Origin of the sequence: Kribbella sp. NBC_00662 (genome assembly GCF_041430295.1) — a bacterium.
Classification (GTDB): Bacteria; Actinomycetota; Actinomycetes; order Propionibacteriales; family Kribbellaceae; genus Kribbella.
In genome coordinates, this window is sequence record NZ_CP109029.1 from 7,318,730 (window position 1) to 7,344,845 (window position 26,116).

The window sequence follows — 26,116 nt, forward strand, 5'->3', positions numbered from 1 at the left end:
TCAGCGCACACCAGTGACACTGGGTGGATGCGAGTGCTGATGGTCGAGGACGAGCTGCGGCTCGCGGACACGGTCCACCGTGGACTGACCGACTCCGGGTTCGTCGTCGAGATGGTCCACGACGGCGAGAACGCGGTGTGGGCGGCGACCGAGCACAGCTACGACGTGATCGTGCTGGACATCATGCTGCCGAAGCTGAACGGCTACCGCGTTCTCGAGATGCTGCGGGCGCGCGGGATCTGGACGCCGGTGCTGATGCTGACCGCGAAGGACGGCGAGTACGACCAGACCGACGCGTTCGACCTCGGCGCGGACGACTACCTGACCAAGCCGTTCAGCTTCCTGGTCCTGGTCGCCCGGTTGCGGGCCCTGATCCGGCGCGGCGGACCGGAGCGGCCGGTGGTGCTGACGGCCGGCGATCTCTCGCTGGACGTGGCGCGGCGACGGGTCGAGCGCGATGGGCGGGAGATCACCCTGACGCCCCGCGAGTACGGCCTGCTCGAGTTCCTGATGCGGCACCGCGGCGACACGGTCAGCAAGACCGAGATCCTGTCCGCGGTCTGGGACCCCGCGTTCGACGGCGATCCGAACGTGGTCGAGGTCTATGTGCGGTACCTGCGCAAGAAGATCGACACCCCGTTCGCCCGGCACGCGATCGAGACGATCCGCGGCATGGGTTACCGGCTGAATCCCGAGGGCGGCTGACGTCCTGCGAAGATTGCGGGGTGAGCACGGTCGTGCGACGTCGGGTCGACGGGTGGTACCGGACCGCGGGTGGATTGCGGCAGGCGAGCGTGCGGAGCCGCTCGACGGCTGCGGCCGTGATCGTGGTCGCCGTCGCGATGATGCTCGGGGCCGCGGCGCTGCTGCTGCTCCTGCAGCGGGCGCTGATCACCGAGGTCTCCGACGCCGCTGAGGGCCGGGTCGCCGATGTGGCCGGCCAGGTCAGCGCGGACGGTACGACGGGCCTCGCGCGCGACCTCGTCGAGACGACCCGCGCGACCCAGCTGGTCCAGGTCCTGGATCCGGCTGGACGGGTCATCGCCGCCTCGTCGAGCCGCGTCGGCAACACGCCGTTGTCCGATCTACGCCCTCCGGCCGGCGCGCTGATGCGGGCCGAGGTCGGCGAGATGCCGCTGATCGACGACGACCACAACTATCTGATCGTCGCGCAGGGGGCGTCGTACGACGGGCAGACGTACACGGTCGTGGTCGCGTCGTCGGTGGAGACGCAACGGCAGACGGTCACCACGGTTGCGAAGTACCTGCTGATCGGGTTCCCGGCGCTGCTGATCGTGGTCGGCGTGGCCGGGTGGCTGATGGTCGGGCAGGCGTTGCGGCCCGTCGAGCGGATCCGGTCCCGGGTGCAGGGCATCGGTACCCGTGACCTGACCGAGCGGGTCCCGGTGCCGGCGACCCGGGACGAGATCGCCCGGCTCGCCGTGACGATGAACGAGATGCTCGACCGGCTCGAGACCGGACAGGCGACGCAGCGGGCCTTCGTGGCAGACGCCAGTCACGAACTGCGGTCCCCGCTGGCGACGCTCACCGCTGCGCTGGAGGTGATCGAGGCGGACACCACCGGACAGGCCTGGCGCGAACTGCGTGCGGTGATGCAGACCGAGACCGACCGGATGCGGCAACTCGTCGAGGACCTGCTGCTGCTCGCCAAGGCCGACGACACCGGGATCCGGATGCGGCAGACCGATGTGGATCTCGACGACCTGGTCGCGGCCGAGATCCAGCGGTTGCGCAGCTCGATGCCCGAGCTGAAGGTGACCGGCGACGTCCGTCCGGTCCGGGTGGTCGGCGACCCGGCCCGGTTGAGTCAGGTACTGCGGAACCTCGTCGACAACGCCGCCCGCGCCGCGCACACGAGCGTCCATCTGACCACGGCCGAGGGGAACGGGTCGGCGATCATCACGGTGGAGGACGACGGCGACGGGATCCCCGAGGCGGACCGCCTGCGGGTCTTCGAACGCTTCGTCCGGCTCGACACCAGCCGCTCCCGGGCGAGCGGCGGCTCCGGGCTGGGCCTGTCCATCGCCCGCGAGATCACCCGCGCCCACCACGGCACGATCACGCTGACCTCGTCGAGCGCCGGAGGTACGACGGCCACCGTCACGCTACCGAACATCGGGTGAGGGGTGGTGCGGACCGCTCGGCAGGACGAAGCTGAGGGTGAAGGAGGTGGGTGTGGTGAAAGCGGCAGCAGGAGACCAGGTTGTGGTCGAGACCAGCCATCTGATGGCACACCGGCGCGAGGGGAAGATCGTCGAGGTACACGATCCGGACGGCGCACCGCCGTACCTCGTGCACTGGAGCGACACCGACACCGAGTCGCTCTTCTTCCCGGGACCGGACGCGCACATCGTCCACAGCAACAGCTAGGAACAATCCGGTTGCCGACCGGGCGGGCGTTCGAGCAGGATCACCGGCATGAGTCAGCCGGTAGCCCGCCCAGTCGCCCTCGTCACCGGCGTCGGCCGTACCGTCGGGATCGGCGCCGGCATCGCCCGTCAGCTGGCCACCTCCGGCTGGGACATCGCGTTCAGCTACTGGACGGCGTACGACGACCGCATGCAGTGGGGAGTGCAGTCCGGGGCCACCGACGGGATCGTCAAGGAGTTGCGTGATCTCGGCGCGACCGTGGCGCCGATCGAGGCCGATCTCGTCGACCCGGCCGCCCCGGAGCGGATCTTCACTGCCGTCGAGGAACAGCTGGGCAAGGTCACCGCGCTGGTGATGTGCCACTGCGAGTCCGTCGACTCGAGCATCCTCGACACGACCGTCGAGAGCTTCGACCGGCACTTCGCCGTCAACGCCCGGGCAAGCTGGCTACTGATCCGCGAGTACGCCCAGCGCTTCACCGGCGCGCACGGCACCGGCCGGATCGTCGCGCTGACCAGCGATCACACCGTCCACAACCTTCCGTACGGCGCCAGCAAGGGCGCGCTCGACCGCATCACGCTTGCGGCGGCGCACGAGCTGTCCGATCTCGGCGTGACCGCGAACGTCGTCAACCCCGGCCCGATCGACACCGGCTGGATGACCGACGAGGTCCGCGACGCCTGTCTCGAGCAGACGCCCCTCGGCCGACTCGGCACGCCGCAGGACACCGCACACCTGGTCGACTTCCTCTGCTCCCCCAACGGCCAATGGGTCAACGGCCAGCTGTTGAAGAGCAACGGCGGCTCGGCCTAGGGCCAGACAGGCCCTCAGCTCCAGCTGAGTGGAAGGCAGGCGAGGCGGGCGCCCGCGCTGCCGTGGGAGTCGGTCTCGTCCTGGTGGATGACGATCGAGCGGTTGCCGGGTTTCGGCGCGAAGGGGACGACGGTCGACGCCGTACCCGCGCCGCTCGGGCTGACCGTGAAGTCGAGCCAGATCTCGTGCTCACGGTCGACACGGACCGGCTTGCGCCCGCTGATCACGTCGGTGTTGTAGTGCGGTCCGGCCGCGGCGCCATCGCCCGCTACGCACGGGCCGGTGTGCAGGTGTGCGCCGAAGGTGCGGCCGGCCGCGTGCTCGACCCCGGTCACCTTCAGCCGCACGGAGGTCCGAGCGCCGTGCGACACCATCACGACGACCGCGCGGGCACCCTGGAACGGTCCGTGCGGCGACAGCTGGCGTAACGGTCCGTTGCTTGACGCAACGTTCGACTCCGGCGCCACCGGTACGGCGATCTCGCCCGGCGGTACGCCGGGTGGCCGGTTCTGCGCCGCTGCCATCGGTCCGGCGATCACGCCGACGACGCCCAGCAGACCAACCGCGGCGAGCACGCCCCGCACAGTTCTCGTCATGTCTCCCTCTCACGACCCGAAAGCACTGCCCCGGGCGGGGTGACAGCGAACTGTGGTGAGGCTATCAAGCACTCGTCCGGCGAATCGTCGCCGCCGCGGTCTCGAGGTTGGCGAGTGTCGTACGGACAGCCCGCCGAGCCGTCCGCTCCGGCCGGTGCAGCGCGTCGATGTGCCGCCGCGTGTGCACGCCCCGCATCGGGCGCAGCGCGACCCCCGGATGCGGACGCGCCGTCCAGCGCGGGATCAACGCCAGGCCGGCGCCCGCGGCAACCAACTCGGCGACGACGGTGAACTCGTTGACTCGATGGACCAGCTCGAGCCGGTGGTTGGCGGCCGCCCCGATCGCCTCGATCGTCGCCATCAACGGAAACCCGTCGTGCACGGTGATCCACGGCTCGCTCGCTACGTCGCGCGGTGACAGCGACCGCTTCGACGCCAGCGGATGATCGACCGGTACGGCGACGTCCAGCGGCTCGTGCAGCAACGGCGTGACCGCGACCGTCCGCGGCCAAGGCGCGGCGTGATCCAGCCGGTGCGCGAGCACGACGTCGTACTCACGCGTCAACGGCGGGAAGTCTTCTTGCGGCACATCCTCGTCGTGCAGGCTGACCCGCGGCCCCTCCCCCGCTCGTACGAGCGACGGAAAGAACGCCGCGGCGGCGCTGTGGAACGCGGCAACCGACACGATCGCGTCCGGCTGCTCGGCAAACTCGTCCACCACCTGCCGGGCACGCGCCAATGCCGACTCCACGTCCGCGGCCGCCCCGGCCAACGCACGACCGGCCGCGGTGAGCACCACCCGCCGGCCGTCGCGCTCGGTCAACGGGACCGGGATCGATCGCTGCAACAGCCTGAGCTGCTGCGAGATCGCCGACGGGGTCACCAGCAATGCCTCGGCGGCAGCCGTCACACTCCCCAACTCGCCGACTTCCCGGAGCACACGCAGCTGTCGTTCGTCCATCTCAATACTGTAGGTGCACTACAAGGTTGCTTAAGAAGGTGGTACTTGGCTTCAACGTCGTGACCGGTCACCGTTGGAGTCGTGCCCGCATCACGCCGTATCGATCTCCTCCTGTTGCTGGTCGCCATCGTGTGGGGTTCGAGCTACCTCGCCGCCAAGACCGCGACCGCGTCCACGCCGGTGCTGACCGTCCTCTTCGTCCGGTACGCGATCTCCGCGCTCGCCTTGCTGCTCTTCGTCCGGCGGATCAGCGGCAAGGAACTCCGGATCGGCGGCGTCCTCGGTCTCACCCAGGCCGCAGTACTGATCCTCGAGACGTACGGCGTCACGCACACGAGCGCGGCCAACGCCGGGCTGATCATCAGCCTCACGCTGGTCTTGACGCCGCTGCTCGACCGTCGCCGGCTCCCGCCGCGGTTCTACCTCGCGGCCGCGAGCTGCGTCGTCGCTGTCGGCCTACTGATGTCCAGCCACGGTCTCCACGTCCCGGGCGTCGGCGACCTGCTCATGCTCGCGGCCGCCGTCGTCCGAGCCGGGCACGTCGCCCTCGTCGGTCGGCTCGCCACGGATCTCCGCCCGTTGCAGTTGACGACAGTCCAGACGCTGGTCGGCACAGCGCTCTTCGCGGTGCCCGCCGTACATCACCTGCCCGCCATCCCCGCCGTGGGTTGGCTCCAGATGGCGTATCTAGCCTTGTTCTGCAGCGTTTTCGCGTTTCTCGTGCAGACGTGGGCGGTTCAGCGCACCTCGGCCAGCCGGGCCAGCCTACTTCTCGGCACCGAGCCGATCTGGGCCGTTGCCATCGGCATCGGCCTCGGCTCCGAGCACCTGACGATCACCGCCGTGTTCGGAGCCGTACTCCTCCTGACCGGCACCACCTGGGGCCAGTCGATCGAACGCAAGGCCAGACTAGGAGCGGGCCCACTTCTGGCTGTCAGATCCGTTGCAGGCAGCAACGATGATGGCAGCGCCGTTGTCCGTTCCGCCGGCCGTGAGGCAGCCGGCCGCTGAGGTGACTGTTTGGTCGGCGTTGAATTGCCACGCCTGGTTCGCGGCGCCGGTGCAGGTCTCGATGGTGGTCGCGGAAGCGCCGGCAGTCAGGCACTTGTCGGCGTAGACAGTGAGCTGACCAGTGGCGGTCTGGTTCCAGGACTGGTTGCCGCCGTTGTTGCAGTCCCACAGATCGAGCGCCGTACCAGGGCTGGTCGAGAAGCCCGGTACGTCGACGCACCGGCCGCTCGCGACGCCACGGAGCGGCTCGCCCGGCGGGGCGGGCGGCAGGGTGTTCGTCGGCTCCTTCTTCAGCAGACCCCAGCCCCACCACAGCTGATCGCGGCCGCTCTCGCTGTTGACCTGGAGATCGCTCGGACCGACCTGCGTGGTCATCGAGTAGGAGTCGCCGGTGCGCAGACCTGGCCAGTAGACGATGCCCATGTTCTGTTCCCGGGCGACCTGTGTCAGTGCGCCGAGGTACGCCGTGTAGACGTTGCCCTCGTGGTTGCCGTAGTTCAGGCCGATCGTCATCGGCGAGCCGGCCTCGTCGATGATCGTCCGCCAGCCGTACGAGCCGATCCGCGGCCGGAGGTTCGCCAGCCAGGCGGACTCGGTGGTGTCGGACGCCCAGAAGCCGTAGAAGTGCAGCGACAGCAGCGTGCCCTTCAGCTCGGGGGCCGCGCCGACCCCGGTCACGTTGTCGTTGTAGCCGGTGCCAGAGATCACGATCCGGCCCCGCGGTACGTCGTGGTGCCGGGCGATCCACGCGGACGTCAACGCCACCCACTCGGTCAGCGAGTAGCCGAACGGCTCGTTCATCGGCTCGAAGTACACGTGCGGGTTCTTGCCGTAGGCCTTCACGACCGTGTCCCACATCGCGGCGTACTTCGCCGCGTCGTCGACCCGGCCGTCCTTGGCGTTGTCGGCCTCCCAGTAGCTGAGGACGACCTTGTCCCCGCTTGCGACCGACGCGTCGATCGCGGCGCGGTACGAGTTCCACCACGGCGTCCCCACGCTCGACGGGTTGATCGGCAGCCGGATCGTGTTCGCCTTGAGCTCCTTGCGGAACTCGCCGACGATCCCGGTCGCCTTGCGGTACGTCGTCCGGTAGTCGTCCGACGTACTCAGGCCGGACGGGACCACCTCGTCGTGGGCGTAGTTGTCGCGTGGATCGGCCCAGTTCACGCCGCGGAAATCGTTCGTCCGCGGCGGACCGGCCTCGGCCGGGATCAGGGTCGAAGCCAGCGCGACGAGGGAGAGGAGGACGATGGCGAGACTGCGAGCGGTTGATCTCACTCGGTGATGTTTACGTGAACATCGGCTCGCGTCAAGACTTCAGGACGAGTTCCAGCCGCAGCCAGGTCGCCAGATCGCGGATCTCGCGGTGGACCGCCGCGGTCAGCGTCTTCGAGAACGGCTCGTCCTCGTGGATCGCGTCGACCCGGAAGATCCCGGCCTTGCGGTCGGACATCGCGTCGAGCTTCCCGACCAGGCGGTCGTTGTGCAGGATCGGCAACGCGAAGTACCCCCATCTGCGTTTCGCGACAGGCTTGTACATCTCCAGCTGGTAGTCGAAATCGAAGATCTCGACGAGCCGCTTCCGGTCGTACACCAGCCGGTCCAGCGGCGAGAGGATCGCCGTACGCCCGGTGAACTGCTGATCGAGCAGCTCCGGGTCGATCCGCCACTCGCCGCGCACGCCGTCGACCACGACCCGCTCCCCCGCCTCGCCGGCGTCGAGCGGCTCGCCCGGGCAGGCGGGACCCTTGGCCCGCAGGATGCCCATCGAGCGCAGCCGTTGCTGGTCGCGGATCCGGGCGGCCTTCTCCAGCGGGACGACCGGGTCGTCGGGGTAGATGCGGGACGCGAGGTCCCACAGCCGGTCCCGTCCGTCGCGGCCGGCGATCGCCACCTCGCCGCGCTGCATCATGAACTCGAGCATCTGGGACACGTTGCGGTTGTTGGTCCAACCGCTCGACTTCCACGGCCGCACGCAGGTGTCGGGCAGCTCGCGCATCACCAGCGGGCCGTCCTGGCGCAGCCGCTCGAGGATGTCGAGCCGGCAGCCCTCGTTCGCCTTCACCCAGTCGCTGCGGTACCGCTGCCAGTCCAGGGGCTCGCCGTCCGACGGCCACGCCTCCATCTGGGCCCGGAACAGCGCCAGCGTCTCCGGCAGCCGGACGAACCCGCGCAGCTCGAGCAGCTCCTGCGTCGCCAGCGCATCCGCGAGCTCGGTCGCGTCGTACGACGAGCCGAGCCGGCTCCACATGACCAGGTCCGCGTTCGGCGCGACGTACGCCGTCTGGTCGAGCTGGATCACGTTCAGCCCGCGCACGACGTCGAAAAGATCGTCCGGCCGATCACGCGTCAGCAGCTGCGCGCGCACGGCCAGCCGCCTGGCATCTCGCTTCGACAACTGATGAACGGTCACAAAGAGAGGCTAAGCGACCGGTCGGACAGTATTCTGGGACGAAGGCCGAGCGAGGTGGGGACCTGGTGCTCGGGGTTCAGGGGGTTGATCGTGGCGCTACGTGATTGGACGTTGCTGTCCGGAGTGGCTCTGCTGGCAGTGGTTGCGACGGCGGGCTGTACGACCGCCGAGGGTTCGAGCGGGTCGAGCCCGGTGACCGAGACCCCCTCGATCGTGCTTCCCCGGACCACGGGTCCGGTCAAGGCCGCGGCCGACTGCACGCATTCCACCGAGCAGCTCCCGCCGGAGGCCCAGGCCGACGGCGTCGTGCTGTCCGCCGGCACCGATCCGACCCACACGTCGTTGCTGCTCAAGAACATCGGCGGACTGACGGTCATCATCATGCCGGACGCGGGCTTCACCAGCCGGCTGATCGCCGCACCGGCGACGAATCCGACCGATCTGGAGTCGCGGGCCGCGCTGATCGCCGTCAACAACAGCGGCGGTCTGGCCGGAGTCCTGGACATCCCGGTGTTCATGCCCAAGAACCAGGTCATCACGGTGCCCCCGGGGTGGGGGGTCTGCGTGCTCAGCGACAGCCTCAAGGAGTTCGCGTCAGCGCGGTACCTGCAGGACAAACCGACCACCGCGGAGTACTTCCTGACGAAGGCGCTCGCGGATCAGTTGCTCACCAAGAACAGCCTGGCCAGGACTCAGCCGACGCTGATCAGGTGCGCCAAGAGCACCGTGGACGTGGTCAAGGGCAAGCCGTCACTGTCGGACATCGAGCAGTACGTCGAGATCCTCGCCCCCGGTTCACCCTGCCGGAACAGCTACCAGGCCCTGCTGCACAGCGACCGGGACGCTGCCGATCAGCTCGCGACCGCGGTGCTCAGCGAACTCCAGGCGACCCCGAGGCTGAAGGCCAACAGCGACCTGATCATCACCACGGCACGGACCTGAAGCCAGGGTCGGATCCGGGTCCGGTCAGGGAGAACTCCACTGCCGCCGGCGCCGTCGCGGCCGGAGACTGGAGTCCTACCGTTCGACCCTCGGAGGTCTTCAGCCATGATCGGCTTCATCGTCGCCGGACTCGTCATCGGAGCGTTGGCCCGGCTCTTCACGCCCGGCAAGCAGAGGCTCGGCCTGCTCGCCACGTTGCTGCTCGGCCTGGCCGGCTCGGTGATCGGCGGCACGATCGCCGCCATCCTCGGCACCGGCAGCATCTTCGAGCTGAACGTGTTCGGCTTCATCATCGCGGTGATCTCGTCGGTGCTGCTGGTCGGCACGGCCGAGTCCCTGTCCGCCCGCCACAAGAACTCCTCCATCAGCCGCTGAGACAGCGCCCACCGGGGCCCACCTCCGCGCCGACCTGGTCGGTCTAGCTGCCCTCGTTGATCGCCATCGCCGGCCGCGGCTCGCGGCCCGGCGGTTGCGGCGGCCGGGGCAGCAGCGGGCGGCGCTTCTCCAGCGTCCGGACGACCGGCTGGTCGGCCCGCACGGTGATCTCCTCGCCGGCATGCCGGAAGGTGATCTCGGAGTCGGGCCCGTTGTGCACGGTGTACTTCACCGCGACCGGGTCGATCTCCACCTTCAGCCGGACCCCGCGCCACCGGATCGAGAAGCTCAACCCGCCCAGCCCGATCGGCAGAGCAGGATCGAACGACAGCCGGCCGTCGCGGTCCCGCAACCCGCCGAAGCCGCAGACCAGCGCACTCCAGGCACCACCGAGCGACGCCATGTGCAGACCGTCGCCGGTGTTGTGGTGGAGATTGCGCATATCGATCAGCGCGGCCTCGTACGCATAGTCGTACGCGAGGTCCAGATGCCCGACCTCCGCGGCCACCACAGCCTGCACGCACGCGGACAATGACGAGTCCCGCACCGTCAGCCGCTCGTAGTAGTCGAAGTTCCGCGCCTTCTCCTCGTCGGTGAACGCGTCACCGCACCAGAAGGTCGCGAGGATCAGGTCGGCCTGCTTCACCACCTGCGTGCGATACAGCTGGAAGTACGGCGCGTGCAGGAGCAGCGGATACTTGTCCTTGTACGCCTCGAAGTCCCACACCGCGTACCCTGTGAAGCCTTCGGACTGCGGATGTACGCCGAGATCCTTGTCGTACGGCACATAGACGGCAGCGGCCGCGTCCCGCCACGCTGCCTCCTCCTCGGCGTCGATGCCCAGCTCGCGGGCCTTGCCCGGCAGCTTCGCCGAGACCTCCGCCGCGAACCGCAGGTTGCGCGCCGCCATCAGGTTGGTGAAAACGTTGTCGTCGGCAACGGCGCTGTACTCGTCCGGGCCGGTCACGCCCGGTAGATGCCACTTGCCGTCGCGGTCGTGGTGTCCCAGCGACATCCACAGCCGGGCCGTCTCTGCCAGCAACTCCAGCCCGACCTCTTCGAGGAAGCCGTCGTCTGCAGTGGCGGTGTGGTACCGCATCACTGCCTCGGCGATGTCGGCGTTGAGGTGGAATGCCGCCGTCCCCGCAGGCCAGTAGCCGGAGCACTCCTGGCCGCGGATCGTCCGCCACGGAAAGGCCGCGCCCTTGAAGCCGAGCACCTCGGCCCGCTCCTTGGCCAGCTCGAGGATCGAATGTCGCCAGCGCAACGCGTCGGCGGCCGCGTCGGGCATGGTGTAGGTCAGCACCGGCAGGACGAAGCCCTCGGTGTCCCAGAACGTGTGCCCGTCGTACCCGGCGCCGGTCAGTCCCTTCGACGGGATCGCCCGCCGCTCGGCGCGCGCACCGGCCTGCAGCACGTGGAACAGCGCGAACCGCACTGCCTGCTGCAGCTCCGGATGCCCTTGTACTTCGACGTCGGCGCCGTCCCAGAAGTCGTCGAGGAAGTCGACCTGCTGTTTGGTCAGCCCGTCCCAGCCGGAGAACTGCGCACTCGCGATCGCCGCCGCGACCTGGTCCCGGATCGCTGTCTCCGAACGCAGACTGGACCAGCCGTAGGCCAGGTACTTCACCACGCGCAGACTCTCGCCCGGCTGCAGGTGAGCGATCACCGTGGTGCGCGCCCAGTCCTCACGCACGTCCTGGTCCATCGCGAACCGGACGGTGGTGTCCACCTCGTGCGACATCGCCGCGGCCATCAACTGCTGGCTCCGCGTGGTCCGGTGGATCAGCACGACGCCGTGCTCACCGCCGTCGTGGCTGACCGGCTTCAACGGGTTGTCGAGCACTGCGGCGACGCGCGGGTCGTCGGACAGCTTCGGCTGCGCCTCGTTGGCGACCAACTCGGACTGGATCACGAAGCGGGCCGGCTGGTCGACCGGCTCGACGACGTACTCGATCGCGGCGACCGCGCGCTGGGTGAGCGAGACCAGCCGGCGGCTGCGGACCTTGATCCGCTTGCCGCCCGGTGAGGTCCAGTCGACGTCGCGCTCGAGGATGCCGGTGCGGAAGTCGAGCGAGCGCTCGTGCTTGGTCAGGTACCCGTAGCGGATGTCGAACGGCGAGTCGTCGACCATCAGCCGGATCAGTTTGCCGTTGGTCACGTCGACGAGCGTCTGCCCGGACTCCGGGTAGCCGTAGCCGGCTTCGGCGTACGGCAGCGGGCGCTGCTCGTAGAACGAGTTCAGGTAGGTGCCGGGGATCGCGTAGGGCTCGCCCTCGTCGAGGTTGCCGCGCAGGCCGATGTGGCCGTTGGACTGGGCGAACAGCGACTCCGACTGGGCCAGCTTGTCCAGCGCGAGCCGGGTCTCCCGCAGCCGCCAGGGCTCGATCGGGTGATGGCCTCGGTCGATCACTTGCCCTCCTCGTCATCGGCGAGCAGGTCGGCAAGGTCGCGGACCACCACGTCGGCGCCGTGCGACTTCAACTCGGCGGCCTGACCGACGCGGTCCACTCCGACCACGTACCCGAACTGGCCCGAACGGCCGGCCGCCACACCGGCCAGCGCGTCCTCGAACACCGCTGCCTCGGCCGGGTCGACGCCGAAGCCCTTGGCCGCGGCAAGGAACGTGTCCGGCGCCGGCTTGCCCTTCAAGCCCTCCGTCCGGATCGTCACGCCGTCGACGATCTGCTCGACGTACTGCGCGAGTCCGGTGACGTCGAGCACCTCGCGGGTGTTCGCGCTGGACGACACCACCGCGCGGCGGAGGCCGGCCTGCTCGGCAGCCTTGAGGTACTGGCGCGAGCCTTCGAACACGTGCACGCCCTCGGTCCGGATCCGGCGCTGGACGGCCTCGTTCTTCCGGTTGCCGAGACCGTTCACCGTCATCGCGTCCGGCGGATCGTCGGCGGCGCCGTCGGGCAGCGTGATCCCGCGCGCGGCGAGGAAGTCCCGCACCCCGTTCGCGCGCGGCTTGCCGTCGACGTACGCGTCGTACTCGGCCCGCGCGTCGAACGGCTGGAACGGTATCCCGTGCTGCGCCGAATAGTCGCGGAGGAACTTGTCGAACATCTCTTTCCACGCGGCGGCGTGGACGGCAGCGGTGTCGGTCAACACACCATCCAGGTCGAACAGACAGGCCCGGATCCCCGTAGGTAGTCCCAGCATGCAACCCACCCTAGGGGGTCAACCGGTCCGGCAGGCCAAAGGCTGGGAAACGGGAGTAGCCGAAGGTGGTGATCTCGACGATCTTGTGGTCGCTGACCCACAGCACGTCGAGCTTGAACGCCCGCCACACCGTGTCCCCCGGACGCATCAGGTACGACGCTGCCGCGGGCAACCGGTTCGCCGAGGTCGGCACCAATCGCCACTCGCCCTCGCGCTTCGGCCCCATGCCCCGCTCGAACAGCGGCAGGCACGCGGCCAGGCCGTTGAACGTGAGCTGGTCAGGCGGCATCGAGATCCGCAGGTCTTCGGCTGCGATCGCGATCGCGGCCGCTGCGTCACATCGCTGGTGCGCGTCGATGAAGCGGTCCAGCACCTCGCGCTCCTCGGCCGTCGGGCGTGGCGCACTCCAGTCGGACCGCCGTGCGGGCAGGCGCTGCTGCATCGTCACGCGGGCGCGCTGGAGTGCGCTGTTGGCCGCGGCCACGCTGGTCTCCAACAGGCCGGCCGTCTCCGACGCCGACCAACCGAGGACGTCACGCGCGATCAGTGCGGCGCGCTGGCGAGCAGGCAACGCCTGGAGTGCGATCAGGAACGTGAGCTCGATCGTCTCCCGGTCCACCACGACCGCATCGGGCTGGTCGGCGGGTGGAGCGATCTCGTCGAGCAGGCGGTCCGGATACGGCTGGAGCCAGACCATGTCGCCGGGTGACGTGCTGCGCCTGGTGTGCCGTCGGGTGACATCCAGGCAGACGTTCGTCGCGATCCGGTACAGCCAGGCACGGAAGTACGTCCGCCCGTCGTACTGATCCCGGCTGCGCCAGGCCCGCAGCAGCGTCTCCTGCACGGCGTCCTCGGCATCGTCGTACGACGCGAGCATCCGGTAGCAATGCACGTGGAGCTCGCGTCGATACCTCCCCGCGAGGTCGGCGAACGCGGCCTCATCGCCCGCGAACGCCGCCTCTTCCAGCGTCGTCATGACTGGTGCCCGACCTCCTGGACGGTCCAGTTGTTGCCGTCCGGGTCGTCGAAGGAGAGGAAGGTGCCGTAGTCGGAGCGCTCCGGGTGGAGGCCGTCCTGCTTGCCCTGGGCGCCGAAGTGGAACGGCGAACTGACCTCCACCCCGCGGTCGACCAGCTCGGCCCGCGCCGCCTCGATGTCGGTCACCACCAGGTGGGTGCCCTGGTACGTGCCCGGCTTCGCCGAGGTGACCCCGGTCCCGATCGTGATCGAGCACGCCGACCCTTGCGGGGTCAGCTGCACGACCCGGAACGAGTCGCCGGCCCGGTGGTCGACGTCCACGGCGAAGCCGAGCTGGTCGGTGTAGAACTTCTTGGCCCGATCCACGTCCGACACCGGCACGATCACGAGCTCGAGTTTCCAGTCCATCTGCGGCCTCCCGCGGTCACGGTCGGTCCAGTCTGACCGACATCGATGACCGTGTAACGACGGCCGCCCGGAAAACTCATCGGTCGATCGATGAGGTTTTCAGCCGCGGCCCTCGAAGATCCGCGCGAACCAGTCGAGCTGGGCCAGCTGCTGGTACGTCTGGCCGCCCTCGTGGTTGTTGTAGTGGTAGACCTCGATGTCCTTCTGCTCGCTCCCGTAGTGGTTGTACGCGGCGAACACCGTCGACGGCGGGCAGGTCGCATCCATCAGCGCGACCGAGAACAGCGCGGGCGCCGTCGCGAGCCGGCCGAGGTTGACGCCGTCGAAGTAGCTCAGCGTCCGCAGCGTCGCGTCGACGTCCTGCCGGAACCCCTTCAGGTACCGCGTGATCTCGCCGTACGGGTCCTTGTCGGTGATCTGCAGCGCCCGCTCGAAGTGACACAGGAACGGCACGTCGGGCGCGCAGCCGAGCAACTCGATGCCGGCGATCGGCGCCAGTCCGGCCGCGGCGATCGAGATGCCACCGCCCTGGCTGCCGCCGGTGACGATCACCTTGGCCGGGTCGGCCAGCGGCGACGTCTTCACCGCGTCGAGCGCACGGACCGCGTCGATGAACACGCGGCGGTAGTAATAGGTCTCCGGGTCGGTGATACCCGCGGTCATGAAGCCCGGCGTGTGGTTGATACCGGCGTACGGCGTGTCGTCGGGCGTGCTGTCCAGCCCGCCGGCGCCGTAGCCCTGTCCACGCGTGTCCATCACGAAGTGGGCGTAGCCCGCCTGCGCCCACAGTGTGGTCGCGTGCGGGAAGCCCCGGCCGCCGGAGTACCCGTGGTACTGCACGACGGTCGGCAGCGGGCCGGTGGCACCGGCCGGCACGTGCAGCCAGCCCTTGACCGGCGTACCGCCGAAGCCGGCGTAGGTGACGTCGTAGGTGTCGATCAGCGCGAGCTTGTTGTCGATCAGGGTGAACGAAGCGGACAGGTCGTCGGTGCGCGCCTTCTCGATGGAGCGGCGCCAGAAGTCGACCAGGTCGGCGGGCGCGGCCACCTCGGGCCGGTACTCGCGGAGCTTGTCGAGGGAAAGGTCGAACATGGCCATGAGCGACAAATTTACGCCCAACCGCCACTGGCCGGAAAACGGTGTCCAAAAACCGCGGAGGCCAGCCAGTGGCGGATGCGAACCGGGTCCGCGCTCGTGTTCGGTAAGCGTCATGACACTTGAAGGCAGGACAGTTCTGGTCGTCGGCCGCGGCGGCGGCATCGCCCGGGCGGTCACCCTGGCAGCGCGGGACGCCGGCGCACAGGTCGTCGCCGCCGGTCGCAACCAGGACAAGCTGAAGGCGGCGTACGACGGTGAGCCGGGGATCACCACCGAGTACGTCGACCTGACCGACGAGGCCTCGATCGCGGCGCTCGGCGAGCGGCTCGGGACCGTCGACCACATCGTCTCGACCGCGTCGGCGCGGGCCCGCGGGAAGGTCGCGGACCTCGACCGGGACGCGGTGCGGGCGTCGTTCGACACGAAGGTGATCGGCCCGCTGATGCTGGCCAAGCACCTCGCGCCGCGGATCAGCACCGGCGGCTCGCTGACGATCTTCTCCGGGGTCGCGGCCGCGAAGATCGCCGTCGGCACCCTCGCGGTCGCGATCACCAACGGCGCGGCCGACGTCCTCGCCCGCTCGCTGGCGCTCGAGCTGGCGCCGATCCGGGTGAACGCGGTCTCCCCCGGCGTGATCGACACCGGCGCGTGGGACGGCCTCGGCGCGGGCAAGGACGACTACTTCCGTGACATCAGCGAGCGCAACCCGGCTCGGAGGATCGGTACGGCGGACGACGTCGCGCAGACCGTGCTGTTCGCGATGACCAGCACCTTCGTGACCGGTACGACGCTGCGCGTCGACGGCGGCGAACCGCTGACCTGATTACGGAGCAGTGAGGCCGAAGCCGGGCTCCTCCGACAGGACGACGTACCCGTCCTCGAGTGTGTAGGCGTCCGGTCCCGGGACGCCTTCGACGATCGGGACGTTGCCGAGGCCGGCGGCCAGGTGGGCGGCGTACAGGGTCTTGAGCGGGACGCCCCACGCGTGCGGTGAGGCCTCGGCGGCGAGTTGCGGCATGGTGCGACGCCAGGCGGTGAGGCCGTGGCCGATGACGTCCATCAGCGCAACGTCGACGAGGCCTTCGCGGGCCAGCCGGAGGACGTGGTCGACGTTCGGGTCGTATTCACCGTCGGCCACCTTGGGCCGGTTCGTCATGGTCTGCAGGTGGTCGCGGAGTGCTTCCAGGTCGGGCCGGCGCTCCGGGAACGGTTCCTCGATCCAGTAAAGGTCGCAGTCCGCGACACCGTCGAGGTACTCGAGCAGTCCGTTGAGGGTGAAGCCGTCGTTGCCGTCGACAAGGATCCCGGCGTCCGGGTACAGCTCGCGCGTCAGCCGGGTGACCTCGATGTCGCGCGCCGGTCCGGCCAGCGGATCCATCCAGCGGTGACCGCGGCCGATCTTCAGCTTGAAGTCGCGGAAGCCGAACGCGTGATCCTGGGCGAGGTTCGTCCGGATCCCGTCCAGGCCGTGATCGAGGTCGTCGAAGTAGATACCGCCGCTGTAGCAGCGGACGCGGGTCGGGCCGCGGCCGCCGAGCATCGCATAGACGGGTACGTCGAGGATCCGGGCCGCGAGGTCGTGCAGCGGATAGTCCAGGAACTCCGCCGCCGGGTCGATCACGCCGCGTTCCGGGTCGATCAGCTCGGCCAGGTTGCGACCGATCAGCGCGCGCGGGTCGGCGTCGTACAGCGGCAGGCCCCAACCGGTAGCGCCGCGGTCGGTCTCCACGACGTACACCGTCAGCTTCCCGCCGCTCCCATGGCTGCCGAGGAACGCGTTGCGGCCGATCGTCCGGAGGTAGTCGTAGTGGTGGTCAGCGGTCGTGACAGAGCGGATGACATGGCTGGCAATCTGGCTGGCGGGAGTCATCGTTCAACGATAGACAGCGATGAACTTGCGGAACGCCTCCGGATTGCTGAGAACGTCGGTGTTGTCGGCGAACTGGTCGATCGATCCGATCAATCCGCAGCGCTCGACCAGTTCGTCGGTCACGGTCGCCAGGCACGCGCGCACGAAGCGACCGGCATCGATGACCTGTGCGGGCCGCGTGAAGTACGGCCGCCGTACCGGGTCGATCTCCTCGGTGATGCCGAGTGCGTTGTGGCGGCACGCGACCAGCTCGTACGCCGTGACCAGCGCCTGCTCGCGGTCCTCGAAGCGGGCGGCTGCTGTCGCGTCGGCGAGCGCTTGGTCCAAACCGTCGGCGTGGTCGAGACGTGCGAACGCCGTACCCAGCCACTTCGTGTACGGCGCATAGGTTCGGGACTGCAGCAGCGCCAAGCGCATCACGTCACGCACCAGGCGGGCAGTGACGACGCGCGACCCGAGCTCGTCCCCCACCTCGTACGTGCGCTGGACGAACGCCTCCTCCTGCGCGATCCGCGACCACTGACAGGCGAGCATCCACCGCCAGATCTGATCCGGGTACCAGGCGAGCGCATCACGTACTGCGGCCAGCCGCCCGTCGTCGGCGTACACCTGACCGGCCACGACGCCCAGCAACTGCTGCTGTGGGGTGACGAGCCAGTCTGCGAGCTCGATGCCCTGCGACGCATCGAATCCGAGGTGTCCACGCAGCCAGTCGCCCAGCGTCGCGACCGTGACGTGGTGCATCGGCGCCTGACTGTCCCATCCGAACCGGACCGCGTGCCCGTCGTACTGGTCCGGCAGTCCGTCGTCGACGGCCTTCCGCACCCGCTCGACCTCACCCGCATCCACGAGCACAACGACCCGCGGACCCCATCCGTGGTCCGTCGACCGCTCGGTGTCGTACCCGAGCACATCCGATCCCCAGCCGAGCAATCCGGCCGCATAGCCGACGTCCCCCACCAGAGGTGCGATCACGTCAGCGTGAAACCCCGCACCGATCTCGGCCGCACTCCGGAACCCGGTCACGCCGCCTCCCCTCGACGCAGCACGGCCCACAAACCCCAGCCCGCGTGAGACATCGCTGCAGACCAGGTCTGACCGGAGGCCTTCTCCAGCGCACCCAGCACGGTCTCGATCGGCACGTGATGCGGCGCGTCCTCGCCGAGCGCGTTGGACCACACCACCACACCATCCGGCGTCAGCGTGCGCACAACCTCATCAGCAAACAGAGGTACGTCGGCCAGCACGACAGCGTGCGCTGATGCGTCACCGGCAGGTAGTTTCGACGCATCGCCCAGAACACGCCAGGGAGCAGGTGATCGGCTGAGCATGGCCCAGGTCAGATCGAGACTGACCACCTTCGGCCAGACCTCCTGGATGAGTCCGGAGAGCAGTCCGGTCCCGCAGCCGACCTCCAGGCACAGACCGGCCGGCCACGGGCCACCGCGTTGCAGGGCGTCGATCAGCGGCACAGAGCGGTAGCCACCGCGGTCGCCGTCCCAGACCGGTGCCAGCTCGGTGTAGCGCCGTACGACCTCGTCGGCCTGCTCTTGCGACCACGTGCTCGGGTGCTCGGCGAGCTCGCGCGACGTCCGCTGGCCGGCCGCTGCTTCGGGCCGAACAGGCTTCCCAGGGTCTGCCGGTACGACCTGTGTCAGCTCCGTGATCTGACCCACTACGTCACCTTTCCGGTCTGAGGGCCCGTCTACAGTTACCCCGGTGAAGGCTTCGCATGTGGTGTGGGACTGGAACGGGACGCTACTCAATGACAATCACGCGGTCCTGGCCGCGGTCAACGAGGTTTGCGTCGGGTTCGGTCGGCCGGAGCTCAGTTGGAGCGAGTGGCAGGCGGCGTACGCGCGACCGATGCGGGTCTCGTACGAGCAGATCCTGCAGCGTGTCCTCGACGAGGAGGAGTGGGCGCGGGTCGACAAGCTCTACCACGACCGGTACGACGCGCTCCTGCACACGTGTGAGCTCGCCGCCGGCACAGTCGACGTACTGCGGGAGTGGACCGGCACCCAGTCGTTGCTGTCGATGTGGTTCCACGCGCGGCTGACTCCGACGATCGAGCAGTACGGCCTGACGTCGTACTTCACCCGGATCGACGGCCTGCCCGGCGACGTCGGCGGCGGTTCGAAGGCCGACAGCCTCGTCCGCCACCTCGAAGTCCAGCAGCTCGACCCGGCGGACGTCGTACTCATCGGCGACGTCGTCGACGACGCCGACGCAGCCCGCGCCGCCGGCACCCACTGCGTCCTCGTGTCAACCGGCGCGATGACACGCGAGTCCCTCGAGGCCACCGGCGTACCGGTCACAGCGTCGATCGCCGAGGCGCTCCGTCAGGTGCGCTGAATGAGCTCGAGCAGATTGCCCTCCGGGTCTTTGACATAAGCGAATCGGGCGCCGGGGCGAGCGGCCGGCGCCGGGGCGGAAACCTCGGTGGCGCCGGCATCGAGTAGGTGCCCGAAGGTCGCGTCGAGGTCGTCGACGGACAGCGCCCAATGGAAATATCCCTGCGTCGCGGCGCCGTCGTACGGCGTGGCGAACTCCTGCGGCCGCGATCCGCCGCGCTCGATCAGCTCGAGCTTGAGGCCGTCGGCCCGCCGCAGGATCGCGGTCCGGATCTGCGCCTCGGGCAGCTCGAGGTGCTCCTCGAGCTCGGTGAGCTCCAGCGCGCGGGCGTAGAAGTCACGCTGCCGGTCAAGATCGGCGACCGACAGGCCGACGTGGTCGAAGTTGATGTTAGTGGTATTCACATTGACCGAGCCTAGCACCTGAAGTAAGTGCCGTTAACATTGAGCCGTGAGCCGGACCACCTACCACCACGGCGACCTGCGCAACGCACTCGAGCAGGCCGCGCTCGAGCTTGTCGCCGAACGCGGTCCGCACGGTTTCTCACTCGCCGAGGCGAGTCGGCGAGCCGGGGTCAGTGTGGCCGCGCCGTTCCGGCACTTCGCGAACAAGGACGCGTTGCTGGCCGCGCTCGCACTTCGTAGCTATACCGAGCAGCACGACCGCTTCGCCGCGGCGATCGCCGACGCGGACGATCCGGTCGAGCAGCTGGCCCGGTTCGCCGCGGCTTACGTCGAGTTCGCGATCGAGGAACCTGCGCTGTTCGACGTGACCTTCAGCGCCGGGCTGAACAAGCCCGAGCACCCCGGGCTGGAGGAAGCCGGCGCCCGAGTGCTGGCGGTACTTCGCTCCCCCGCCGAGCAACTACGCTCCGATCCCGCGGCGGCGCTCGCCCTGATCCACAGCGTCGCTGCCACGGCCCACGGTTTCGCCGCGTTCCTGCGCGAGGGCGTCGTACCCGATCTCCGCACGGCGACAACCGAGGCCGCGGAGGCTGCCCGCCGGCTCGCGGGTCAGGGCACGTAGACCGCGACGGCTTACTCCCCGATCTTCTTGGAGCGCAGGACGATCTTCGTGTCGGGTGCGGCGCGGGTGCCGCCCGCGGGTTGCTGGGAGACGACGACCCAGTTGCGGTCGTTGATCAGCAGGCGGCCCTGGCCGGTCGCGTCCTCCTCGGTGAGGAAGTAGAAACCGGCGGCCTGCATGGTGTCCTGGGCCAGCTGATGATTCAGGCCGACGACGTTCGGCACGACGCCCGCCTGTGCGGACGGGCGTGCAACTGAAGGTGGCGGCGCGTTGGTTGGCGGGACAGTCACCGTCTGGGTGGCGGTCACCGTGGTCGTGGCGGTCACCGTCGGCTGGGCTCCGACCGCGCCGGGGCCTCCGCACGCTGTTAGCGACACCAGCGAGCCGAGAGCAGTCACGAACCATCCCCGAGCCACCAAATACCAATACCCCATTCGCCAAACGACCTAACAAGCTGTAGTTGTTTCATCTATGACTGAGGTTCTGGAAGGTCGTACGGCCGACGGCCGGGGTGTGCGGGTGCGGTACTCCGGCACCGGCATCGAGGACATCACCGACTACCCGACCGCGCCCGACCTGCTGCTGCTCCCCGGCCTGATCGACATCCAGCTCAACGGGTATGCCGGATTGGACGTCAACGACCCCACTCGCCCCGCGAGCGAACTGTCCGACCTCGTCCGCGTGCTATGGCAGCAGGGGGTCACGACGGTCTACCCCACGATCATCTCCGCCGACGACGCGACCACAACCGCCCTCGTCACCCGAGCTACAGCTACGAAGGCATCCGATCCTCTTGTGGCGTACGGCGTACCCGGTCTGCACCTCGAGGGTCCGTACATCTCCAGCGCCGAGGGTGCCCGCGGTGCACACGACCCGGCCGTCATCCGCGACCCGGACCCCGACGAGTTCGACCGCTGGCAGAAGGCCGCAGGAGGCGCGATCGCCATCCTGACTCTGGCTCCCGAACGCGCAGGCGCCCTCGAATTCACCCGCCACCTCGCGGGGCCCCAGCGCGCCCCGCGAACGGCGGCGGGTGGTCGCGGTGTGGTGGTGTCGGTTGGGCACTCGCTCGCTTCGGCTGAGGATGTTCACGCCTTTGCGGCCGCGGGTGGGCGGATGTCCACGCACCTCGGAAATGCCTTGCCGAAGCAGCTCGATCGGCACGACAACCCGATCTGGCCCCAGCTGGTCGAGGACGCGCTGACGGCCGGGCTGATTGCCGACGGCCACCACCTCCCCGCCGACACCTTCGCCGCCCTCGTCCGAGCCAAGGGACCCGCGCGCTGCGTCCTCACCAGCGACGCCGCCGCGCTCGCCGGTTGTACGCCCGGTGACTACGAGACGGCCGTCGGCGGCGCGGTCACCGTCGGCTCCGACGGCAGCCTTCGCCTGCAAGGTACGCCGTACCTGGCCGGCAGCGGAGCCTCCCTTCTCGACTGCCTGCGCTGGGCCACCGGGCCCGGCGGACTGCCCCTCGACACCGCCGTCACCATGGCCACCACCACTCCCGCCGACCTCCTGGGGCTGACCGACCGCGGACGCCTCGAAGTCGGCGCGCGAGCCGACCTCGTCCAACTCACCCGCACACCGGAGGGCAGCATCGGCGACCTCGTCACGGTCGTGGTCAACGGCACGACCCGCACACAAGTTTGATCAGACTACGCAACCAGTTGCCTAGAGCAACAGTCAGGTGCTCGATCTTGCCGTCTGCAAGTACCTGCAACGCGCGGTTCAGTGCTTGCCGGTGAACCGGGTCTTCCCGTATAAGAAGCGTGATGACAGCGATCCGGCTCGACGGGGTGTCCAAGGTGTTCGAGGGGGAACACCTGGCTGTTGACGAGCTGTCCCTGGACGTAGCCGACGGCGAGTTCATGGTGCTGCTCGGACCGTCGGGGTGCGGGAAGACGACACTGCTGCGGATGATCGCCGGGCTCGAGCGGGTCACGGCCGGCGAGGTCTGGTTCGGACGGACGAACGGGACGCGGTTGCCGCCGAAGGACCGGCGGGTGGCGATGGTGTTCCAGACCGGCGCGCTGTACCCGAACCGGACCGTCCGCGAGAACATCATGTTCCCGCTCCAGGTCGCCGGGCAGGACGACGACCACGCGAGCTCGACGGCCGCCGGCCTGGCGCAGATCCTCAGCATCGGCTCGGTCCTCGACCGGATGCCGAGAACGCTCTCCGGCGGGCAACGGCAGCGGGTCGCGATCGGACGGGCGCTCGTCCGCCGCCCGAACGTCTTCCTCCTGGACGAACCACTGTCGAACCTCGACGCCACGATGCGGACCGAGCTGCGCCAGGAGATCGGCGCGATGACACGCGACCTCAACGTCACCACGCTGTACGTGACCCACGACCAGGTCGAGGCCCTCACCCTGGCCGACCGGATCGCGGTGATGCGCGACGGCCGGATCGAGGACGTCGGTACGCCGGCGCAGGTCTACAACGATCCCGCCACCGCGTTCGTCGCCGGCTTCCTCGGTGCCCCCAGGATCAATCTGCTGGCGGCGACCGTCCGCGTCACCGCTCATCATCGGGTCGCGCTCGACTTCGGCGCCCAGTCCGTCGGGCTCGACCCGAGCGACCGCCGTTCGCTGATCCTGCGGCGTCACGACGGCGCCCAGGTCATCGTCGGCGCCCGCTCGAACGCCTTCCGCGTGATCACGAACGAGGACGTCGCGAACCAGCTGACCGGGACGCTGCGGGCATTCGAGTTCCACGGCCAGCAGTCGATCGCGTTCGTCGAGTGCGGGATCGAGGCCGTCAATCCCGACCAGGTCGGCCGGCCGAGGCCGATGCACGCCGGGTCGCAGCAGGACCCGGCGGCGCCGACCTCGTTGATGACCAGAGTCCGCTCCCGCATCCGGTCCGCCCGCACACCCGCTCCGGCCGAGCTGCTACCACCCACCCACCGCCGAGCCGACCTCGTCATCGAGCTACCCGCCGAAGCAGACCTCAACCGCGGCGCCCGCATCCACCTCGCCATGGACACCACCCGAATCCACATCTTCGACCAAACCGGCCGCCGGGTGGATCGCATCACCCGCTAGTGGGTGATGCCGACGGTCGTTGCCCTGAGCACCAAAGCGGTCCCTGTTGGAACGCAGCAGCTAGTGGAGGGTGTAGCCGCCGTCGATCACCACGACTGAGCCGGTCATGAAGCTGGATGCGTCCGAAGCCAGGAAGACGACGGTCGGTGCGATTTCCTCCGGTACGGCGTACCGCTGCATCGGCGCGTCGTCGATCCAGCGCGCCTTGAATTGCGGCTCGTCGACCGGGGCCATCTCCGTCTTCACGTAACCGGGCGCGACAGCGTTCACCCGGATGTTCAGCGGCGCCCACTCGGCGGCGAGCGACTTGGTCAGCTGATGGACCGCGGCCTTCGACGCGTTGTACGCCGGCTGCCACTGCGGACGGTTCACGATCTGCGCGGAGATCGAGCCGATGTTGACGATGGTGCCGCCGCCGACCGTGGTGAAGTGGCGCGCGGCGGTCTGGCTGAGCTTCCACAGACCGTCGACGTTCGTCGAGAACACCTCGTCCCATTCCTCGTCGGGGACGTCGAGCGACGGGCGATGCACACAGGCTCCGGCGTTGTTCACCAGGATGTCCAGGCGGCCGGTCGCCTCCAGCGCAGCGTCGACCGCGGCCTGACCCGACTCGCGGTCGTTGACGTCGAGCCCGACGCCGATCACCGTCCGTCCGGTCGCCTCGGCCAGCCGCGCGGCCGCCTCCTTGGACGCCGCGACATCACGTGCCCCGATCACCACATCCGCGCCGGCCTCGGCCAGTCCGGTGGCGAACGCGAGCCCGAGGCCGCGATAACCACCCGTCACCAACGCCGTCCGCCCGGCCAACGAGAACTTGTCAAGAACGCTCATCGGGCCATTGTCCCTGGTACGTGTCCCTGGTACGCGGTGGACGCGAGCTCGACAAAGGACCGAACGAGTGGGTTGGTCTCCCCCGTCTTCCAACTCACCACGACCCGGCTCGGCGACAGATCGAGCAGCGGTACGACGGTGAGCTCGCCAGGCGGGTCGTGGCCGAGCGGACTCAATCCGACCGTGCCGTTCCAGAGCACGGCCTGCAGACATTCCTGGACCGAGCGCACGACCGGACCGTCCCGATGCTGACCGCCGTTCCAGTACGACTGCCAGATCGGATCGGTGTCGGCCGGGAACTGGAACCATCGCCGATCCGCCAGATCCTCGAGCTTCAACGCATCCCGATGCGCCAACGGATCATCGGCCCGCAGTACGGCGCCGACCGGATCCGCCCGCAACTCGTGCACGGTCAAGCCCGTCTCGTCGAACGGCGCGCGGGTCAGCGCCACGTCGACCAGACCGGCTCGCAGGCCGCAGGTGGGATCGGTGAGATCGGCCTCGCGAATGCGAACCTCGACACCGGGATGCTGCTGCCGGTACGCGGCGGCCAACCGGGTCGCGCCAGGATCGGTGCTGTCCCCGAGTATCCCGATCGTGAAGCTCACCGCACCGCGAACCCGCGCCGGCACCTGATCGGCCTGCTCCAACAGCGCCCGCGCTTCCTGCAGCAGTACGACGCCTGCCGGCGTGAGCGCGACCCCCGCCGCGGAGCGGTCGAACAGCGTGGCGCCGAGCTCCCGCTCCAACTGCTTGATCGCCCGGCTCAGCGGCGGCTGACTCATCTGCAGCCGCGCCGCCGCCCGGCCGAAGTGGAGTTCCTCGGCCACAGCGACGAAGTACCGCAGGGTGCGCAGCTCCATGACCAGCGACGATACCCGCACGGTATCGCCGCGACCGGATCGGTCTTGGACACCGCAGCCGCCCGCGCGGTGGGATCGAAACATGACCGACGTACTGCTGCCCGATCCCGCCGTCCACGTTGCCGACGCCGAGGAACTCGCGCCCGACCTGCTGGTGATCCCGAACAAGCGGGTCGACCTCGTGCCCAACATCGGCATCATCGGCGGAACCGACGCCGTCCTCGTCGTCGACACCGGTATCGGCACCGCCAACGCCGAGCAGGTGCTCGCGCTGGCGACCGAGGTCGCGCGCGGCCGGCGGTTGTACCTGACCACGACCCACTTCCACCCCGAGCACGCATTCGGCGCACAGGTCTTCGCCGAGCACGCGACGTACCTCGTCAACCGCGCGCAGGCCGACGACCTGAAGGCCAAGGGCGCCGGCTACCTGGAGATGTTCCGCGGCTTCGGCGGCTCGATCGCCGAGCGACTCGAGGGTGTCGAGATCCCCGAGCCCGCCGAGGTGTACGGCGACGCGCGCGATCTCGATCTCGGCGGGCGGATCGTCGAACTGCGCGCCACGGGCCGCGGACACACGAAGGGCGATCAGGTCATCCAGGTCCCGGACGCAGGCGTGCTGTTCACCGGCGACCTGGCCGAGACGGGCCAGTTCGCGATCTTCCCGTGGTTCCCGCCGTACGACGTCGATGTCTCCGGCGTCGGCTGGCTGTCCGTGATGGACCGACTGACCACGACCGCGCCCAAGGTCGTCGTACCGGGTCATGGCGACATCGGCGGCCCGGAGATCCTCACCGACGTCGGCGACTACCTGCGCGAACTCCGCGACGAGACCTGGCGCCGACGGGACTCCGCGATGACCGAGGCCGAGATCCGCACCGAGGTCAAGGCCCTACTCATCGAGCGACACCCCGAGTGGTCCGGCCAGGACTGGATCGACCACGGCATCGACTGCCTGTGCGCCGAGTGACCG

Annotated in this window: 29 protein-coding genes; 13 read left to right on the forward strand and 16 right to left on the reverse strand. The window is 69.0% G+C overall.

Going from position 1 to position 26,116, the window contains the following annotated elements; translation table 11 throughout:
- The first annotated feature begins 27 nt into the window (after positions 1-27).
- The 4 genes from OHA10_RS36010 to OHA10_RS36025 all read left to right on the forward strand — a co-directional run bounded on the left by OHA10_RS36010 (position 28) and on the right by OHA10_RS36025 (position 3,204).
- On the forward strand, positions 28-705 hold the full coding sequence (locus OHA10_RS36010; RefSeq protein WP_371403258.1) for a response regulator transcription factor: 678 nt from the start codon (positions 28-30) through the stop codon (positions 703-705).
- Positions 706-1,319: 614 nt separating this feature from the next.
- The gene (locus OHA10_RS36015) at positions 1,320-2,144 is read left to right on the forward strand and encodes a sensor histidine kinase (protein WP_371408026.1); all 825 of its coding nucleotides are present in this window, start codon (positions 1,320-1,322) and stop codon (positions 2,142-2,144) included.
- Positions 2,145-2,196: 52 nt separating this feature from the next.
- Positions 2,197-2,391, forward strand: coding sequence for a DUF1918 domain-containing protein (locus OHA10_RS36020; protein ID WP_371403259.1), 195 nt, complete (start codon positions 2,197-2,199; stop codon positions 2,389-2,391).
- A gap of 48 nt (positions 2,392-2,439) precedes the next feature.
- Positions 2,440-3,204: an SDR family oxidoreductase gene (locus tag OHA10_RS36025; protein WP_371403260.1), complete on the forward strand. Its 765-nt coding sequence runs from the start codon at positions 2,440-2,442 to the stop codon at positions 3,202-3,204.
- A gap of 14 nt (positions 3,205-3,218) precedes the next feature.
- On the opposite strand, the gene OHA10_RS36030 is transcribed toward OHA10_RS36025, so the two are convergent.
- Positions 3,219-3,800 carry a superoxide dismutase family protein gene (locus OHA10_RS36030; protein ID WP_371403261.1) on the reverse strand — a complete coding sequence of 194 codons (582 nt, stop codon included), beginning with the start codon at positions 3,798-3,800 and terminating at the stop codon, positions 3,219-3,221.
- Positions 3,801-3,864: 64 nt separating this feature from the next.
- The gene (locus tag OHA10_RS36035) at positions 3,865-4,761 is read right to left on the reverse strand and encodes a LysR family transcriptional regulator (protein WP_371403262.1); all 897 of its coding nucleotides are present in this window, start codon (positions 4,759-4,761) and stop codon (positions 3,865-3,867) included.
- Between the two features lie 81 nt (positions 4,762-4,842).
- Between OHA10_RS36035 and OHA10_RS36040 the strand changes: the two genes are divergently transcribed.
- Complete coding sequence (locus tag OHA10_RS36040) at positions 4,843-5,772, forward strand: DMT family transporter (protein ID WP_371403263.1); 930 nt, start codon at positions 4,843-4,845, stop codon at positions 5,770-5,772.
- Here OHA10_RS36040 and OHA10_RS36045 read toward each other — a convergent pair.
- A complete protein-coding gene (locus OHA10_RS36045) occupies positions 5,671-7,050 on the reverse strand; it encodes a ricin-type beta-trefoil lectin domain protein (protein WP_371403264.1) in 1,380 nt (459 codons plus the stop codon). The genes OHA10_RS36040 and OHA10_RS36045 overlap by 102 nt on opposite strands.
- A gap of 31 nt (positions 7,051-7,081) precedes the next feature.
- A complete protein-coding gene (locus tag OHA10_RS36050; RefSeq protein ID WP_371403265.1) occupies positions 7,082-8,185 on the reverse strand; it encodes a DNA glycosylase AlkZ-like family protein in 1,104 nt (367 codons plus the stop codon).
- 90 nt (positions 8,186-8,275) lie between these two features.
- On the opposite strand from OHA10_RS36050, the gene OHA10_RS36055 reads away from it, so the two are divergent.
- Both OHA10_RS36055 and OHA10_RS36060 read left to right on the forward strand, forming a co-directional pair.
- Entirely contained in the window at positions 8,276-9,127 is an 852-nt protein-coding gene (locus tag OHA10_RS36055; RefSeq protein ID WP_371403266.1) for a hypothetical protein, read from the forward strand.
- Between the two features lie 105 nt (positions 9,128-9,232).
- Positions 9,233-9,502, forward strand: a complete 270-nt coding sequence (locus OHA10_RS36060; RefSeq protein ID WP_371403267.1) for a GlsB/YeaQ/YmgE family stress response membrane protein — start codon at positions 9,233-9,235, stop codon at positions 9,500-9,502.
- A 43-nt stretch (positions 9,503-9,545) separates the two neighbouring features.
- On the opposite strand, the gene OHA10_RS36065 is transcribed toward OHA10_RS36060, so the two are convergent.
- From OHA10_RS36065 to OHA10_RS36085, 5 genes are all read right to left on the reverse strand, one after another.
- Positions 9,546-11,915, reverse strand: coding sequence for a glycoside hydrolase family 65 protein (locus OHA10_RS36065; protein ID WP_371403268.1), 2,370 nt, complete (start codon positions 11,913-11,915; stop codon positions 9,546-9,548).
- Positions 11,912-12,667 carry a beta-phosphoglucomutase family hydrolase gene (locus tag OHA10_RS36070; protein ID WP_371403269.1) on the reverse strand — a complete coding sequence of 252 codons (756 nt, stop codon included), beginning with the start codon at positions 12,665-12,667 and terminating at the stop codon, positions 11,912-11,914. The genes OHA10_RS36065 and OHA10_RS36070 overlap by 4 nt, the downstream gene beginning before the upstream one ends.
- Before the next feature lie 10 nt (positions 12,668-12,677).
- Positions 12,678-13,643 (reverse strand): RNA polymerase subunit sigma-70, encoded by a 966-nt coding sequence (locus OHA10_RS36075; RefSeq protein ID WP_371403270.1) that lies wholly within the window; start codon positions 13,641-13,643, stop codon positions 12,678-12,680.
- Complete coding sequence (locus OHA10_RS36080; protein ID WP_371403271.1) at positions 13,640-14,053, reverse strand: glyoxalase superfamily protein; 414 nt, start codon at positions 14,051-14,053, stop codon at positions 13,640-13,642. Before OHA10_RS36080 ends, OHA10_RS36075 begins: the two co-directional genes overlap by 4 nt.
- A gap of 99 nt (positions 14,054-14,152) precedes the next feature.
- The gene (locus OHA10_RS36085) at positions 14,153-15,151 is read right to left on the reverse strand and encodes an acetylxylan esterase (protein ID WP_371403272.1); all 999 of its coding nucleotides are present in this window, start codon (positions 15,149-15,151) and stop codon (positions 14,153-14,155) included.
- 112 nt (positions 15,152-15,263) lie between these two features.
- On the opposite strand from OHA10_RS36085, the gene OHA10_RS36090 reads away from it, so the two are divergent.
- A complete protein-coding gene (locus tag OHA10_RS36090; protein WP_371403273.1) occupies positions 15,264-15,974 on the forward strand; it encodes an SDR family oxidoreductase in 711 nt (236 codons plus the stop codon).
- Here OHA10_RS36090 and OHA10_RS36095 read toward each other — a convergent pair whose 3' ends face one another.
- The 3 genes from OHA10_RS36095 to OHA10_RS36105 are packed head-to-tail and all read right to left on the reverse strand — an operon-like array spanning position 15,975 to position 18,697.
- Positions 15,975-17,021: an enolase C-terminal domain-like protein gene (locus OHA10_RS36095; RefSeq protein ID WP_371403274.1), complete on the reverse strand. Its 1,047-nt coding sequence runs from the start codon at positions 17,019-17,021 to the stop codon at positions 15,975-15,977.
- Between the two features lie 3 nt (positions 17,022-17,024).
- Positions 17,025-18,047 carry a DUF4037 domain-containing protein gene (locus tag OHA10_RS36100; protein WP_371403275.1) on the reverse strand — a complete coding sequence of 341 codons (1,023 nt, stop codon included), beginning with the start codon at positions 18,045-18,047 and terminating at the stop codon, positions 17,025-17,027.
- Positions 18,044-18,697, reverse strand: coding sequence for a class I SAM-dependent methyltransferase (locus OHA10_RS36105; RefSeq protein ID WP_371403276.1), 654 nt, complete (start codon positions 18,695-18,697; stop codon positions 18,044-18,046). Before OHA10_RS36105 ends, OHA10_RS36100 begins: the two co-directional genes overlap by 4 nt.
- Positions 18,698-18,740: 43 nt before the next feature.
- Between OHA10_RS36105 and OHA10_RS36110 the strand changes: the two genes are divergently transcribed.
- Entirely contained in the window at positions 18,741-19,376 is a 636-nt protein-coding gene (locus OHA10_RS36110) for an HAD family hydrolase (RefSeq protein WP_371403277.1), read from the forward strand.
- Here the strand turns inward: OHA10_RS36110 and OHA10_RS36115 are convergent.
- A complete protein-coding gene (locus tag OHA10_RS36115) occupies positions 19,364-19,780 on the reverse strand; it encodes a VOC family protein (RefSeq protein WP_371403278.1) in 417 nt (138 codons plus the stop codon). The genes OHA10_RS36110 and OHA10_RS36115 overlap by 13 nt on opposite strands.
- A 46-nt stretch (positions 19,781-19,826) precedes the next feature.
- On the opposite strand from OHA10_RS36115, the gene OHA10_RS36120 reads away from it, so the two are divergent.
- On the forward strand, positions 19,827-20,402 hold the full coding sequence (locus OHA10_RS36120; RefSeq protein WP_371403279.1) for a TetR/AcrR family transcriptional regulator: 576 nt from the start codon (positions 19,827-19,829) through the stop codon (positions 20,400-20,402).
- Positions 20,403-20,413: 11 nt separating this feature from the next.
- Here OHA10_RS36120 and OHA10_RS36125 read toward each other — a convergent pair whose 3' ends face one another.
- Complete coding sequence (locus OHA10_RS36125) at positions 20,414-20,800, reverse strand: PASTA domain-containing protein (RefSeq protein ID WP_371403280.1); 387 nt, start codon at positions 20,798-20,800, stop codon at positions 20,414-20,416.
- A 73-nt stretch (positions 20,801-20,873) separates the two neighbouring features.
- Between OHA10_RS36125 and OHA10_RS36130 the strand changes: the two genes are divergently transcribed.
- Complete coding sequence (locus OHA10_RS36130) at positions 20,874-22,055, forward strand: N-acetylglucosamine-6-phosphate deacetylase (protein WP_371403281.1); 1,182 nt, start codon at positions 20,874-20,876, stop codon at positions 22,053-22,055.
- Positions 22,056-22,177: 122 nt separating this feature from the next.
- Positions 22,178-23,452, forward strand: a complete 1,275-nt coding sequence (locus OHA10_RS36135) for an ABC transporter ATP-binding protein (protein WP_371403282.1) — start codon at positions 22,178-22,180, stop codon at positions 23,450-23,452.
- A gap of 60 nt (positions 23,453-23,512) precedes the next feature.
- On the opposite strand, the gene OHA10_RS36140 is transcribed toward OHA10_RS36135, so the two are convergent.
- A complete protein-coding gene (locus OHA10_RS36140) occupies positions 23,513-24,283 on the reverse strand; it encodes an SDR family NAD(P)-dependent oxidoreductase (protein WP_371403283.1) in 771 nt (256 codons plus the stop codon).
- Positions 24,280-25,146, reverse strand: a complete 867-nt coding sequence (locus OHA10_RS36145) for a LysR family transcriptional regulator (protein ID WP_371403284.1) — start codon at positions 25,144-25,146, stop codon at positions 24,280-24,282. The genes OHA10_RS36140 and OHA10_RS36145 overlap by 4 nt, the downstream gene beginning before the upstream one ends.
- A gap of 82 nt (positions 25,147-25,228) precedes the next feature.
- Here OHA10_RS36145 and OHA10_RS36150 point away from each other — a divergent pair, with 82 nt between their 5' ends.
- Positions 25,229-26,113 (forward strand): MBL fold metallo-hydrolase, encoded by an 885-nt coding sequence (locus OHA10_RS36150; RefSeq protein WP_371403285.1) that lies wholly within the window; start codon positions 25,229-25,231, stop codon positions 26,111-26,113.
- The last annotated feature ends 3 nt before the right edge of the window (positions 26,114-26,116 follow it).

Bases quoted from the DNA above. Each gene is read 5' to 3' on its own strand.
- OHA10_RS36135 (WP_371403282.1), top strand. From the start codon at position 22,178: ATGACAGCGATCCGGCTCGACGGGGTGTCCAAGGTGTTCGAGGGGGAA.
- OHA10_RS36030 (WP_371403261.1), bottom strand. From the start codon at position 3,800: ATGACGAGAACTGTGCGGGGCGTGCTCGCCGCGGTTGGTCTGCTGGGC.
- OHA10_RS36025 (WP_371403260.1), top strand. From the start codon at position 2,440: ATGAGTCAGCCGGTAGCCCGCCCAGTCGCCCTCGTCACCGGCGTCGGC.
- OHA10_RS36035 (WP_371403262.1), bottom strand. From the start codon at position 4,761: ATGGACGAACGACAGCTGCGTGTGCTCCGGGAAGTCGGCGAGTTGGGG.
- OHA10_RS36140 (WP_371403283.1), bottom strand. From the start codon at position 24,283: ATGAGCGTTCTTGACAAGTTCTCGTTGGCCGGGCGGACGGCGTTGGTG.
- OHA10_RS36080 (WP_371403271.1), bottom strand. From the start codon at position 14,053: ATGGACTGGAAACTCGAGCTCGTGATCGTGCCGGTGTCGGACGTGGAT.
- OHA10_RS36015 (WP_371408026.1), top strand. From the start codon at position 1,320: ATGGTCGGGCAGGCGTTGCGGCCCGTCGAGCGGATCCGGTCCCGGGTG.
- OHA10_RS36095 (WP_371403274.1), bottom strand. From the start codon at position 17,021: ATGACTCCCGCCAGCCAGATTGCCAGCCATGTCATCCGCTCTGTCACG.
- OHA10_RS36060 (WP_371403267.1), top strand. From the start codon at position 9,233: ATGATCGGCTTCATCGTCGCCGGACTCGTCATCGGAGCGTTGGCCCGG.
- OHA10_RS36090 (WP_371403273.1), top strand. From the start codon at position 15,264: ATGACACTTGAAGGCAGGACAGTTCTGGTCGTCGGCCGCGGCGGCGGC.
- OHA10_RS36130 (WP_371403281.1), top strand. From the start codon at position 20,874: ATGACTGAGGTTCTGGAAGGTCGTACGGCCGACGGCCGGGGTGTGCGG.
- OHA10_RS36075 (WP_371403270.1), bottom strand. From the start codon at position 13,643: ATGACGACGCTGGAAGAGGCGGCGTTCGCGGGCGATGAGGCCGCGTTC.
- OHA10_RS36085 (WP_371403272.1), bottom strand. From the start codon at position 15,151: ATGGCCATGTTCGACCTTTCCCTCGACAAGCTCCGCGAGTACCGGCCC.
- OHA10_RS36070 (WP_371403269.1), bottom strand. From the start codon at position 12,667: ATGCTGGGACTACCTACGGGGATCCGGGCCTGTCTGTTCGACCTGGAT.
- OHA10_RS36010 (WP_371403258.1), top strand. From the start codon at position 28: ATGCGAGTGCTGATGGTCGAGGACGAGCTGCGGCTCGCGGACACGGTC.
- OHA10_RS36145 (WP_371403284.1), bottom strand. From the start codon at position 25,146: ATGGAGCTGCGCACCCTGCGGTACTTCGTCGCTGTGGCCGAGGAACTC.
- OHA10_RS36150 (WP_371403285.1), top strand. From the start codon at position 25,229: ATGACCGACGTACTGCTGCCCGATCCCGCCGTCCACGTTGCCGACGCC.